Raw genomic sequence first — 12,584 nt, 5'->3', positions numbered from 1 at the left:
AATCAGACGCCGCGTTGAAGCGTGAGCGCCGTAGTGGCGAGGCGTGCGCCGAGCGCCATGGCCAATGCTTTCTCGTCTGCGGAGATGCCGCTGTCGGCCGTTTCAGCGCGGGCGAAATGGGACGCGCCATAAGGCGTGCCCCCGGTTTGCGTGGTGGTTAGCTTCGGCTCGGTGTACGGAATGCCCACGATCAACATGCCGTGGTGAAGCAAGGGCAGCATCATGGAAAGCAGGGTGGTTTCCTGCCCGCCATGCAAGCTGCCCGTGGAGGTGAAGACGCTGGCGGGTTTGCCGGCCAGCGCGCCGGACAGCCATTGAGGCGAAGTGCCATCAAGGAAATATTTCAGCGGAGCCGCCATGTTGCCGAACCGCGTGGGCGACCCGAGCGCGACTCCGGCGCATTCTTCCAGGTCGCGCACTTCGGCGTAGGGCGGGCCGTCGGCGGGAATATCCGGCTGCGTGGCTTCGCAAACGGTGGAGACAGGGGGCACGGTACGCACGCGCGCCTGCATGCCGGGCACGCTGTCGACGCCTTGAGCGATCGCCTGGGCGAGCGCGCGGGTGGCGCCGTTGCGGCTGTAATAGAGCACGAGAATGTCGTTCATGAGCCTTTTCGGTGAACGGGTATTATAAGGATCGGGTGCGTGGGCGGGGCGTTTTGGCGTGGTGCCGCTCGCCATTCAAGCCGCGTCGCGGATCTGTTGTAGTGTTTCAAGGAGAGAGATTCTTGCTGAAGTTTCCCATCGATCTCGATACAACGAAGCGGCTTGCCGCATTCGTTGCCCGTCGTACGGGTGAGGATCGCGTGCCGCAGGTGGCCGGTAGCCTGACATTTACCACCGTGTTGTCGCTCGTGCCGCTTGCGACGGTCGCGTTTGCGTTATTCACCGCGTTTCCCATCTTTGCTTCGTTTCAGATGTCGCTGCAGGATTTTCTGGCGGTGCACCTGATGCCGTCGCAAATTAACAGTCAGATCTTCAAGTACCTGAACCAGTTTGCATCGAAGGCCAAGGGGCTTACCACGGTCGGCATGATCATCTTGTTCGTCACCTCGGTGATGACCATGATGACCGTCGAGTCTGCGTTCAACGTGATCTGGCGCGTGCGCAAATCTCGGCCGTTCGCTCAACGCGTCCTGGTGTACTGGGCCATCATAACGCTCGGTCCTATTCTGTTCGGCGTGAGTCTTTCCATGTCGTCCTACCTGTTCGCGCAATCCATCGCATTTGCCGGCTCGCATAACCTCCTGCCACCGGTGGTCGAGTGGGCGCTCGCCAGCGCGACGCTGCCGTTCACGATGCTGGCGTTCTCCATGCTCTACGTGTTCCTGCCGAATTGCAAAGTGGAGTGGCGCGACGCGCTGGTTGGCGGACTTGTCGCGGCTATCGCGTTTGAATTGGCGAAGCGCGGTTTCGGCTATTACGTGCGCCGTATTCCGACCTACACCGCCGTGTATGGCGCGTTCGCGGCGTTGCCTGTATTCCTGTTATGGGTCTATTTGTGCTGGATGATCACGCTGATCGGCGCGATGCTCACGTCGGCCTTGCCGGCAATCCGGATCGGCCAGTTTCATCGAAATGATTTTCCAGGGAGCGACCTGCTCGATGCCCTCGAATTACTCGCTCGCCTGGCGGAGGCACGGGAAGCCGGCCTGCCGGGTTACACCGGCCTCGAGCTTGCACGAATGCTTCGCTGTGACATGGATACCTCCATGCGCCTGGTTCGCAAGCTTGACTCTCTGGAATGGATTGCGAGGCTGGAGAACCTTCGAGTGCCGCGCTATGTGCTGATCGCCAATCCGCAGCAGATCACGGTGGCGAGCTTGTTCGATTTGTTCGTGATCGAGCGCGAAGAACTGGACTATCAGTTGCGCCTCGATTCCTCGCACATTGACCGTGCCGCATTGATGAACGCGCTCAGCAACGAGAAACTTGAGGTTACATTGGCCACGCTGCTGGCGGCGCGCGCCGCGTCTCGTCAAGAAGGCGATCGCGAGGCACAGGGGGTAACGTCCATGCCGCATCAAACGGCCTGAAGCGCCTTGTGTTCTGAAGTGCGCTAAAGCGAAATCCTGCCGATGCAGATGTCCTTGAACATGACCCAGTCGCCCATCAGGCTGTAGAGCGGATGGCGAAACGTGGCCGGACGGTTTTTCTCAAAGAAGAAATGGCCGACCCAGGCAAAGCCGTAGCCGCAAATCACGGCAGCGGGGAGCCAGAGCCAGTCGCCGGTGGCAATAGCCATTGCAAGGCAGCCAATCACGCCCAGCGAACCGATGAAGTGCAGCCGGCGCGACACTACGTTACGGTGCTCTTCGAGATAGTACGGATAGAACTCGGCGAAGCTCGCGAAGTGATCGGAATGCGCGGTTTGGGCCATGACAGTCTCCTTCGAGCAGGTTGCAGCATTGGCTCAGCAAGATTCATTCTCCAGCGATTAAGCCCACTGCGCAACCACGATTCCTGCCGATCTGGAAACAGTTGGAGACCCCCTCCCATTCGGCTGATGGCGCAGTGGAGCGCGTGCGGTTAAGCTGGGTTCATGAGCCGTGGAATGATCCGTCACCTAAACCGGTCGCGTCGCAAAACTGAACAATGCGGCGAGGGTCGCATCGGGCCGTTCACTCATCAGTGCGTGTCCGGCGTCCAGCATGACAGTTTCGACAGCGACATCCGCTTGTTTCATCGCGTCCGTCAGCGCCCGGCTGGCGCGGGGTGGCGTCATGGCATCGAGACGGCCGGCAATGATCTGTACCGGGCAACGTAGCGCCGTTGCTCGTTCAAGTCCGTCCGCATAGGCGTTGCAGGCGCTGAAATCGGTATGAAAGAGATGGAGCTCACCCAGTGCGGCCACTCGTTCCATCAGGCGCTGGTTGGCGCCATGCAGCCAGAAGCCTGGCGCGGGGCACGACGGTTTTGCGGCGATCGACGAGTGCGACCACTGGTTGACCATGTCGATGGCGTCCGGTTCGCGATCGCGTGCGGCATCGAGAAGCGCGTCGGACACGGTCATCGGATACGCGGTGGCGAGCAGGGCAAGGCGGGTGACGCGCGACGGATAGCGCGCTGCGCAATCGAGCGCAATCAGCGAGCCCATGCTGTGGCCAATCAGCATTGCCTCTTTGACCTTGGCCGCGTCCAGTAACGCGACAAGCCAGTCCGCGAGCGCTCCGATGCTTCGCCGTGCCGGGCCCGCGCTACGGCCGTGACCGGGAAGATCGACGGCGAGCACGTTCAGGCCGTGATGGGCGAAGTAGCGTGTCTGCAGTGCCCAGACGCTGTGATCGTGCTGTGCGCCGTGCACGAACACGGCCACGGGGCGATCCTGCTCGAACGCGTGGCCGCCGGTGTAGGCGTAGGCCGAAGCGCCGTCGACTTCGAGCATCATGTGCGGCTCCCGTCGCTGCTCGGAGCAGCGCTGGACGAAGCCTTCTGCGATGCCTTGAGGCCGCGTTTGAGATCATCGATGAGATCGTCGGGGTCTTCCAGGCCAATCGACAACCGGATACGTCCCGGTGCAATGCCCGCTGCGGCGAGGGCCGCGGCGTCCATGCGGAAATGCGTGGTCGAAGCGGGGTGGATGACGAGCGAGCGTGCATCGCCAACGTTCGCAAGATGCGAGAACAGCGTCAACGCTTCAATGAAGCGCCGCGCCGCCGCTACGTCGCCACGCAGGTCGAAGCTGAACACGGCGCCCGCGCCGCGCGGCAGCAGGCGTTTGGCAAGCGCGTAGTCGCGGTGAGTGTCGAGCTCGGGATAGGCCACGCCTTCCACCGCGGGATGAGCGAGCAGGAATTCGACGACCTTGCGGGTGTTGGCGACGTGCCGGTCCATCCGCAACGGCAAGGTTTCGATGCCCTGCAAGAGTTGCCACGCAGCTTGCGGATGCAGGCACGCTCCGAAGTCGCGCAAGCCCTCGCGACGAGCGCGCAGCAGGAACGGTGCAACGGTGCTTTCTTCGGCGAAGACCATGCCGTGAAAACCGTCGTAGGGTTCGGTGAATTCGGGGAAGAGATCGGTAGCTGTGAAGTCGAACGTGCCGCCGTCCACCAGCACGCCGCCAATCGTCGTGCCGTGGCCGCCCAGGAATTTGGTCGCCGAGTGGTAGACGAAGTCGGCGCCATGATCAAAGGGACGCAGCAAATAGGGCGTGGTGAAGGTCGAATCCACCAGTAGCGGTACGTGGTTCGAATGTGCGATGTCCGCGATTGTCTCGATGTCGAGCACATCGAGACCCGGGTTCCCCAGCGTTTCGCCGAACAGCAGGCGCGTGTTGGGCCGGATGGCCGCGCGCCATGCGTCGGCATCGTACGGCGGGACGAACGTGGTGTCTATGCCGAAGCGCCGCATCGTGTAATGCAGCAGGTTGTGCGAGCCGCCGTACAGCGCGCTCGACGCAACCACGTGCGAGCCTGCGCCCATCAGCGTAGCGATCGCAAGATGCAGCGCGGCCTGTCCGCTGGCGGTGCCGATCGCGCCCACGCCGCCCTCCAGCGCGGCTACGCGCTCCTCGAATACGGCGACGGTCGGGTTCGAAATGCGCGAATAGACGTGTCCTGAGCGCTCCATATTGAAGAGCGAAGCAGCGTGGTCGGTGTCTCGAAACGAGAACGATGTAGTCTGGTAGATCGGCGTGGCGCGAGCGCCGGTGGTAGGGTCGGGCGCTGCGCCGGCGTGCAGCACGAGCGTGTCGAAGCGGTTGGCGGGCATCGTGGGCGGGCTACCAGAGGAAAAGAGTCATTTATCGTAACATCGGGTGTGGCCCGATAAACTTGGGGTAGACGCCAGCGTTGGCGTTTGCACCATGTGGCGCCATGCCACGCAAGGGCAGCCTTGGCCCGGCGTGCGCCGACCCGGTGCAAAAGCCCGCCCCGCTTGGCTTTTGCAGACAAAACACGGGGTTCTTGCGCGCTTTCTTTTTAACGGTCTTTCCGCTAGGATCGATAGATATTCAGGCTTTTCGCGAGGAGACAATCATGCGAGTCAGCGACATTTTGAACGTCAAGGGCAACGCGCTCTTCACGGTAACACCGGACACGCCGCTGCACGAAGCGATCAACACCATGGCGTCACACGACATTGGTTCACTCGTGGTGATCGAATACGGCGATCTCGCCGGCATGCTGACGTTCCGGGAGATCATTCTCACGCTGAGCGAAAACGGCGGCAGCGTGGGCACCTCCACTATCCGCAAGGTCATGGACGACCATCCCATCACGTGTACGCCGGAAACGGACGTGAACGAGGTGCGCCGGATGATGCTCGAGCATCACGTTCGTTACCTGCCGGTCATGGAAAAGAACGTGCTGATGGGCGTGATTTCTTTTTACGACGTGGCCAAGGCCGTGGTGGAAGAGCAAGGTTTCGAGAACAAGATGCTCAAGGCCTATATCCGCGACTGGCCGGAGCAGCAAGAAGAAGCGCGTTGATCGGGGCGTCGCGCGATTAGCGCGATTCGCGCAAACCCGGTCGAAGCGCATCACAACGTCACGCACAAAATGCGCGCCCGAGCGGCGCGCATTTTTTTGCCCCTTCGGGTCCTTTCCGCTCCGTCAAGGTTCGGTCATCACGGTTTCGTCTGCAACCGCCAGGCTCAACGGATCAACACTCTCTCAGCTACCAACTCCAATAATCCATGAGCGAAACATCCGCATCGCCCCGCGAGAAAAAGGCCGGCGCCCAACATGGCGACGGTCAGTTCCGCCTGTTGCGTGAACGTCGTTTCGCGCCGTTTTTCTGGACGCAGTTCCTCGGCGCACTCAACGACAATGTCTTCAAGGTCGGCTTTACGTCGCTGGTCACGTTTCAGGCTGCTCGTTTTTCAGGTGTCGATCCAAAAACCGCCGCTTTCCTGATCTCTGCAGTCTTCATCATCCCTTTCGTGCTTTTTTCCGCGACATCAGGCCAGGTCGCCGATAAATACGACAAAGCCACGCTTACACGCTTCGTGAAGACGTTCGAAATCGTGGTGATGCTGATCGGCGGCGCGGGTTTCATGTTGCACAGCGCGCCGCTGCTTTACGTCTGCACGTTCCTCATGGGTGTGCATTCGACCGTGTTCGGGCCGGTGAAATATGCCTATCTGCCACAGCATCTCCAGCCATCGGAACTGGTTGGCGGCAACGGGCTCGTTGAAATGGGGACGTTCGTGGCCATTTTGATCGGGACAATCATTGGCGGCGCGACGGCCGGGCTGACCGAGCACGGCACCATGTTGCTTGCCGCGTGTTGCGTGACGGTTGCGTTGATCGGGCGCGTGGCGTCGGGTTTCGTACCGAAAACCGCGGCTCTGCAGCCCGATCTGAAGATCAACTGGAATCCGTTCAGCGAGACGTGGCGCAATCTCGCGCTCGCGCGCCGGGACCGCACTGTGTTCCTGAGTCTGCTCGGGATCTCGTGGCTTTGGTTCGTCGGCGCGACTTTTCTCACGTCGTTTTTTAACTTCGGGAAGGACGTCCTGTCGGCTAACCCCGACGTCGTGACCGTGCTGCTCGGCACATTTTCGATCGGCATCGGCATCGGTTCGCTGATGTGTGAAAAGCTTTCAAAACGCCGTGTCGAGATCGGACTGGTTCCGCTCGGATCGATCGGTATCAGCGTTTTCGCCATCGATCTGTTTTTTGCCAGCCACGGCATCGCGCCCGCCGGGCATCTGATGGGCGTCAGCGAATTTCTTCAGATGGGCGTGCACTGGCGCATCCTGGCCGACCTGTTCCTGCTCGCGATGTTCGGCGGTTTCTACAGCGTGCCGCTTTACGCGCTGATCCAGTCGCGCAGCCAACCCACGCACCGCGCGCGCATCATCGCCGCGAACAATATCCTCAACTCGTTTTTCATGATCGTGTCGGCGTTGATGGCGGTCGGCCTGACGTCGGCGGGCGTCGGCATTCCCGGGCTGTTTCTCACCACGGCGTTGCTGAATATCGTGGTGGCTGCTTATATCTATTCGCTCGTGCCCGAGTTTCTGTTGCGCTTTCTCGCCTGGGTTCTCGTGCATACGTTCTACCGGATCAGACTCGTGAACGCCGAGCGCATTCCCGAGCACGGGGCCGCCGTGCTGGTGTGCAATCACGTGAGTTTCGTCGATGCCATCGTGATCATGTCGGAAAGTCCGCGGCCGATCCGCTTCGTGATGGATCACCGGATTTTCCGCTCACCGCTGGTCGGCTGGCTGTTCCGGCACGTCAAGGCCATTCCGATCGCGCCCGCTCACGAGGACGCAAAACTGCTGGAAAAAGCCTACGACGCCTGCGGCCGCGCGCTCGCAGACGGCGATCTGGTGTGCATCTTCCCTGAAGGCAAGCTCACCCGAACCGGCGATATCAACCCGTTCCGCCATGGCATCAGCGAAATTCTCAAGCGCCATTCCGCCCCTGTTGTGCCCATCGCTTTACGGGGCTTGTGGGGCAGCGTTTTTTCGCGTCACGACGACAACCGGTGGCCGCGTCCGATTCAACGAGGCGTAATGAGCCGCCTGACGTTGGCGGTCGGTGAGCCAATTGATCCCGCCGATGCCACGCCGGAACACTTGCAAGAGGTAGTCGCGACGTTGCGAGGCGCGCGCAAATAAGGCGCGAGAGGGGCCTCGCGCGGCCAAGAGGCTTCCTCAAGCGGTGCTTTTGCTAACGAAAGCCCTCCGCGCAACAGGTTTCGAGCGGGGGCTTAAAGCGCGCTCGGCTGGCATAATATTGGCTCTTTCGCTATTTTCAGGACGACGCTCATGTCCGGCAACACACTCGGCACGCTTTTCACCGTCACGAACTTTGGCGAGTCGCACGGTCCCGCGATCGGCTGCGTGATCGACGGCTGCCCGCCGGGCATGGAACTCTCCGAGGCGGACATCCAGATCGAACTGGATCGACGCAAACCGGGTACGTCGCGGCATGTGACGCAGCGTCAGGAAGCCGATCAGGTCGAGATTCTGTCGGGCGTGTTCGAAGGTAAAACGACCGGCACGCCTATCGCGTTGTTGATCCGGAATACGGATCAGCGCAGCAAGGATTACGGCAATATCGTCGAGACGTTTCGTCCCGGGCACGCCGATTACACCTACTGGCAGAAGTACGGCATCCGCGACTATCGCGGCGGCGGACGGTCATCAGCGCGGCTGACGGCGCCGACCGTCGCCGCCGGCGCTGTAGCGAAGAAATGGCTGCGTGAGCGCATGGGCATCGAAACACGCGGGTTCATGAGCGCGCTGGGCGAGATCCCGATTCCGTTCGTTGCGTGGGAACACGTGCGTGAAAATCCGTTTTTTGCGCCGAATGCGGACATCGTGCCGCGCCTCGAGGAGTACATGGACGCGCTTCGCAAGGAGGGTGATTCGATCGGCGCACGTATCGGCGTGATGGCGACGGGCGTGCCGGCCGGGTTGGGCGAGCCGCTTTATGACCGCCTGGACGCCGATATCGCGAAAGCGATGATGGGCATCAATGCGGTGAAAGGCGTTGAGATTGGCGCGGGTTTCGCGAGCATCGCGCAACGCGGCTCGGTTCACGGCGACGAAATGACGCCTGAAGGGTTCGCGGCGAACAACGCCGGCGGGGTGCTCGGCGGCATTTCGAGCGGCCAGGACATCACGGTATCGATCGCGATCAAACCGACGTCGAGCATTCGCACGCCGCGCGAGTCCATCGATAAAGCCGGTCATTCCGCGACGGTCGAAACCTTCGGCCGCCACGATCCGTGCGTTGGCATCCGGGCGACGCCGATCGCTGAAGCGCTGCTCGCGCTCGTGCTGATCGATCATGCGTTGCGGCATCGTGCGCAGAATGGCGACGTAGTGACGACAACGCCTCATATCGCCGCGCATATCGCGAAATAAAATAACGCCGGTTCTGAACATAAAGAACCGGCGTTATTTTTTAAAGCCTCAAATCCGAACGCTCACATATTCGGATAATTCGGCCCGCCGCCACCTTCTGGCGGTACCCACACAATATTCTGCGTCGGGTCTTTGATATCGCACGTCTTGCAGTGCACGCAGTTCTGCGCGTTGATCTGCAAGCGCTCGCTGCCGTCATCGTTCTTCACAAACTCGTATACCTGTGCCGGGCAATACCGTCCTTCCGGCCCCGCATAGGTCCTTAAATTCACATCCACCGGCACCGATGCATCCTTGAGCGTCAAATGCGCCGGCTGGTTTTCCTCGTGATTCGTATTCGATATAAACACCGACGCCAAGCGGTCGAACGTCAGCTTCCCATCCGGCTTCGGATACACGATCGGCTTGCATTGCGACGCGGGTTTAAGCGTTTCGTTATCCGCGTGCTGGTGATGCAGTGTCCACGGCACATTGCCGCCCAAGACCTTCTGTTCAAACCCGACCATCAACGTGCCAAGGTACAAGCCCTTGCTCATCCACTGCTTGAAATTGCGCGCTCGGTATAGCTCGGTCTTGAGCCACGAGTTATCAAATGCTTCGGGGTAGGCGCTCAGTTCGTCGGCTTGACGACCGGCTTGCACGGCGTCGAACGCGGCTTCGGCGGCCATTTTGCCGGACTTGATCGCGGCGTGACTGCCCTTGATCCGCGATGCGTTCAGGAATCCGGCGTCGTCGCCGGCCAGCGCTCCGCCCGGGAACACCAGCTTCGGCAAGGACATCAAACCGCCGGCCGTGATCGCCCGCGCGCCGTACGACACGCGCTTGCCGCCTTCGAGGAACGTGCGGATCGCCGGATGCGTCTTGTAGCGCTGGAATTCCTCAAACGGCGACAGGTACGGATTCGAATACCCCAGCCCGACGACAAAGCCCACCATCACCTGGTTATCGTCCATGTGATAGAGGAACGAGCCGCCGTAGGTGTCGTTTTCCAGCGGCCAGCCAGCCGTGTGAATCACCAGACCCGGCTTGTGTTTCGACGGATCGATCTGCCACAGTTCCTTGATACCGAGGCCGTAGACTTGCGGGTCGGCGTCGCGGCCGAGCTTGAATTTATCGGTGAGCTGACGGCCCAGGTTGCCGCGTGCGCCTTCGCAGAACAGCGTGTATTTGGCGTGCAGTTCCATGCCGAGCTGGAAGTTGCCGGTCGGCTCGCCGTCCTTGCCCACACCCATGTTGCCGGTCGCCACGCCGCGCACGGCGCCGTCTTCGGTGTAGAGCACTTCGGCCGCAGGAAAGCCCGGGAATATTTCAACGCCCAGCGCTTCGGCCTGTTGCCCCAGCCAGCGCGTGACGTTCGCGAGACTCACGACATAGTTGCCGTGGTTCTTGAAGTTATCGGGAAGCAGCCAGTTCGGCACCTGCTTTGCGCTGTCCTTCGATAAAAACAGGAACCGGTCCTCGGTGACTTCCACATCGAGCGGCGCGCCCTGGGTCTTCCAGTCGGGGAGCAATTCGCTCAACCCGCGTGGGTCCATCACGGCGCCCGAGAGGATGTGCGCACCGATCTCGGAGCCTTTCTCCAGCACGCAGACGCCGAGTTCGACGCCTTTTTCCTGCGCAAGCTGCTTCAGCCGGATAGCCGCCGATAGCCCCGCAGGACCGCCGCCCACGATCACGACGTCGTACTCCATGGATTCACGGGGACCGTACTGCTCGATGAGACTCGCCGGGGTCATCCAATGCTCCTGTCTAACGTTAGAATGCTTTTTTTGGGGATCGCGTATTGTCAGGGAACCCTTCGCAGGGTGCAACCGACGTTCGTTCCTGAAATTAGCACGACCGTATTATTTAACGATAGCATATCGGCTGTCCGGATTCGACGCTGATTCGGAGCGAACGGCATCAACTCGGTTCGATCCCGGGCATCTCAATCGCTTTCAACCAAGGAAAAACAATGGGCCGTTCGATCAACCTGGAAGGCAAATGCGCGCTGATCACTGGCGCCTCCAGCGGACTTGGCAAGCGTTTTGCGCAAGTGCTGTCGCAGGCGGGCGCGCGGGTCGTGCTGGCAAGCCGGCGCACCGAGCGCCTGAAGGAACTGCGCGCCGAGATCGAGGCATCCGGCGGCGCGGCGCACGTTGTGTCGTTGGACGTCACTGATTATCAAAGCATCAAGGCGGCCGTCGCGCACGCGGAGACGGAGGCCGGCACGATCGATATCCTCGTGAACAATTCGGGTGTGTCCACCCAGCAAAAGCTCACGGACGTGACGCCGTCGGACTTCGATTTCGTGTTCGATACCAACACGCGCGGCGCGTTTTTTGTCGCGCAGGAAGTGGCGAAACGGATGATCATGCGCGGCAACGGCACGGTCAAGCCGGGGTACCGGATCATCAACATCGCGTCCATGGCGGGGCTCAAGACCTTGCCGCAGATCGGCATTTACTCCATGAGCAAGGCCGCCGTCATTCATATGACGAAGGCGATGGCGCAGGAATGGGGCCGTCACGGCATCAATGTGAACGCGATCTGCCCAGGTTATATCGATACCGAACTCAATCACCATCACTGGAAAAGCGAGGCAGGCCAGAAACTGCTGGCCATGCTGCCGCGTCGCCGGGTGGGCACGCCTGAAGATCTCGATGGCTTGCTGCTGCTGCTTGCCGCCGACGAGTCGCAATTCATCAACGGCTCGGTGATCGCGGCCGACGACGGGTTTGGCCTATGAGCCAGGTTCTCGACCAAGCGAGCGTAACAACGCCGGCGCCGAACGGTTTTCATCGCGTAATCGATCTGTCCATGCCGCTGCGATGGGGCGACATGGACGCATTCGGCCACGTGAACAACACGGTGTATTTCCGGTTCATGGAGGAAACGCGGATCTCGTGGTTCCGGCAATTGGCCTTGGCCGGCGCCAACGTTGAAGGGCAGGGGCCGGTGATCGTGAATGCATCGATGGAATTCCTGAGGCAGCTCCACTATCCCGGCGATGTCATCGGCAGCATGTTCGTGGGGCCGCCGGGCCGCAGCAGTTTCGACACGCGCTTCGAGCTGTTTCGTGCCGACGATCCCACCACGCTCTACGCCCGCGGCACGGCGAAATGCGTGTGGATCGACTACGCGGCGGCGAAATCGGTGCAGATTCCTGACCTGCTGCGCCATGCCATTGAAACGGCTGCAGTGGGTATCAAAACAGGCGCCTAATCTCCCAGCAGCCGTTGCAGCAGCTCGGTCGCGTTGCCCGTGTCGTATTTGCGCATGAGTTTTGAACGGTAGATATCCACGGTCCGCGAGCTGATATCCAGCGCGCGGCCGATCTGCTTGCTGGTCTTGCCGGTGACGAGCTGCGCCGCGATTTCACGTTCACGCGGCGTCAATTCGATGGCAACCCGCCGCGTCGCGCTCAGATCCTCGAAAGTCCAGACACCGGCGGCGTGCGGCGCGCTCAGATCGAGCGAGCGCCCGGTCACGTGGCACCAGAACAATTCCCCATTTGCGCGTTTCATGATGCGGTCGTCGGCGTAACTGCCCTGGCGCTGCATCAACGCGGCGATGCGCTGGCCGATCCGCTCGAACTCCACCGGCGAGGGATACAGCACTTGAAACGACTGGCCCAGCAAGGCCTCCGGCGCGACCCCGAAAATCGCGCAGAGCTGCGCATTGCAGTCTTCGATGATCCGTTCCCGTGACAACACCAGTCCGACTGGCGCAAGATGAAACGCTGTTTGGTAATCCAGTTGACGCATTTGGCTCGCACGTGT

General features: G+C 60.9%; 12 protein-coding genes. 6 read left to right on the top strand and 6 right to left on the bottom strand.

Annotation, left to right across the window (positions count from 1 at the left end; translation table 11 throughout):
• Positions 1 to 2: 2 nt before the first annotated feature.
• On the bottom strand, positions 3 to 605 hold the full coding sequence (gene wrbA, locus ACSQ36_RS11955; protein ID WP_436182052.1) for an NAD(P)H:quinone oxidoreductase: 603 nt from the start codon (positions 603 to 605) through the stop codon (positions 3 to 5).
• Positions 606 to 727: 122 nt separating this feature from the next.
• Here wrbA and ACSQ36_RS11950 point away from each other — a divergent pair, with 122 nt between their 5' ends.
• On the top strand, positions 728 to 2,035 hold the full coding sequence (locus tag ACSQ36_RS11950) for a YihY family inner membrane protein (protein ID WP_213761709.1): 1,308 nt from the start codon (positions 728 to 730) through the stop codon (positions 2,033 to 2,035).
• Between the two features lie 23 nt (positions 2,036 to 2,058).
• Here ACSQ36_RS11950 and ACSQ36_RS11945 read toward each other — a convergent pair whose 3' ends face one another.
• From ACSQ36_RS11945 to ACSQ36_RS11935, 3 genes are all read right to left on the bottom strand, one after another.
• Positions 2,059 to 2,379: an Mpo1-like protein gene (locus ACSQ36_RS11945; RefSeq protein WP_060819075.1), complete on the bottom strand. Its 321-nt coding sequence runs from the start codon at positions 2,377 to 2,379 to the stop codon at positions 2,059 to 2,061.
• Between the two features lie 186 nt (positions 2,380 to 2,565).
• Positions 2,566 to 3,387, bottom strand: coding sequence for an alpha/beta fold hydrolase (locus ACSQ36_RS11940; protein ID WP_436182051.1), 822 nt, complete (start codon positions 3,385 to 3,387; stop codon positions 2,566 to 2,568).
• A complete protein-coding gene (locus ACSQ36_RS11935; RefSeq protein WP_436182050.1) occupies positions 3,384 to 4,709 on the bottom strand; it encodes an O-acetylhomoserine aminocarboxypropyltransferase in 1,326 nt (441 codons plus the stop codon). The genes ACSQ36_RS11940 and ACSQ36_RS11935 overlap by 4 nt, the downstream gene beginning before the upstream one ends.
• 266 nt (positions 4,710 to 4,975) lie before the next feature.
• Between ACSQ36_RS11935 and ACSQ36_RS11930 the strand changes: the two genes are divergently transcribed.
• The 3 genes from ACSQ36_RS11930 to aroC all read left to right on the top strand — a co-directional run bounded on the left by ACSQ36_RS11930 (position 4,976) and on the right by aroC (position 8,823).
• Positions 4,976 to 5,428 (top strand): CBS domain-containing protein, encoded by a 453-nt coding sequence (locus tag ACSQ36_RS11930; RefSeq protein WP_031359018.1) that lies wholly within the window; start codon positions 4,976 to 4,978, stop codon positions 5,426 to 5,428.
• 206 nt (positions 5,429 to 5,634) lie between these two features.
• Positions 5,635 to 7,569 (top strand): MFS transporter, encoded by a 1,935-nt coding sequence (locus ACSQ36_RS11925; RefSeq protein WP_436182049.1) that lies wholly within the window; start codon positions 5,635 to 5,637, stop codon positions 7,567 to 7,569.
• Between the two features lie 150 nt (positions 7,570 to 7,719).
• Positions 7,720 to 8,823: a chorismate synthase gene (gene aroC, locus ACSQ36_RS11920; protein ID WP_436182048.1), complete on the top strand. Its 1,104-nt coding sequence runs from the start codon at positions 7,720 to 7,722 to the stop codon at positions 8,821 to 8,823.
• 62 nt (positions 8,824 to 8,885) lie between these two features.
• Here the strand turns inward: aroC and ACSQ36_RS11915 are convergent, their stop codons facing one another.
• Positions 8,886 to 10,559, bottom strand: a complete 1,674-nt coding sequence (locus tag ACSQ36_RS11915; RefSeq protein ID WP_436182047.1) for an electron transfer flavoprotein-ubiquinone oxidoreductase — start codon at positions 10,557 to 10,559, stop codon at positions 8,886 to 8,888.
• 218 nt (positions 10,560 to 10,777) lie between these two features.
• Here ACSQ36_RS11915 and ACSQ36_RS11910 point away from each other — a divergent pair, with 218 nt between their 5' ends.
• Positions 10,778 to 11,551, top strand: coding sequence for an SDR family oxidoreductase (locus tag ACSQ36_RS11910; protein ID WP_089160973.1), 774 nt, complete (start codon positions 10,778 to 10,780; stop codon positions 11,549 to 11,551).
• Entirely contained in the window at positions 11,548 to 12,027 is a 480-nt protein-coding gene (locus ACSQ36_RS11905; protein WP_436182046.1) for an acyl-CoA thioesterase, read from the top strand. Before ACSQ36_RS11910 ends, ACSQ36_RS11905 begins: the two co-directional genes overlap by 4 nt.
• On the opposite strand, the gene ACSQ36_RS11900 is transcribed toward ACSQ36_RS11905, so the two are convergent.
• Entirely contained in the window at positions 12,024 to 12,569 is a 546-nt protein-coding gene (locus tag ACSQ36_RS11900; protein ID WP_213761703.1) for a LuxR C-terminal-related transcriptional regulator, read from the bottom strand. The two genes, ACSQ36_RS11905 and ACSQ36_RS11900, sit on opposite strands and share 4 nt — an antisense overlap.
• Positions 12,570 to 12,584: the final 15 nt, after the last annotated feature.

Source organism: Caballeronia sp. LjRoot34 (assembly GCF_964253815.1).
Classification (GTDB): domain Bacteria; phylum Pseudomonadota; class Gammaproteobacteria; order Burkholderiales; family Burkholderiaceae; genus Caballeronia.
The sequence above is the reverse complement of the archived record's forward strand: the minus strand, read 5'-3'. Positions and strand labels throughout refer to the sequence as shown.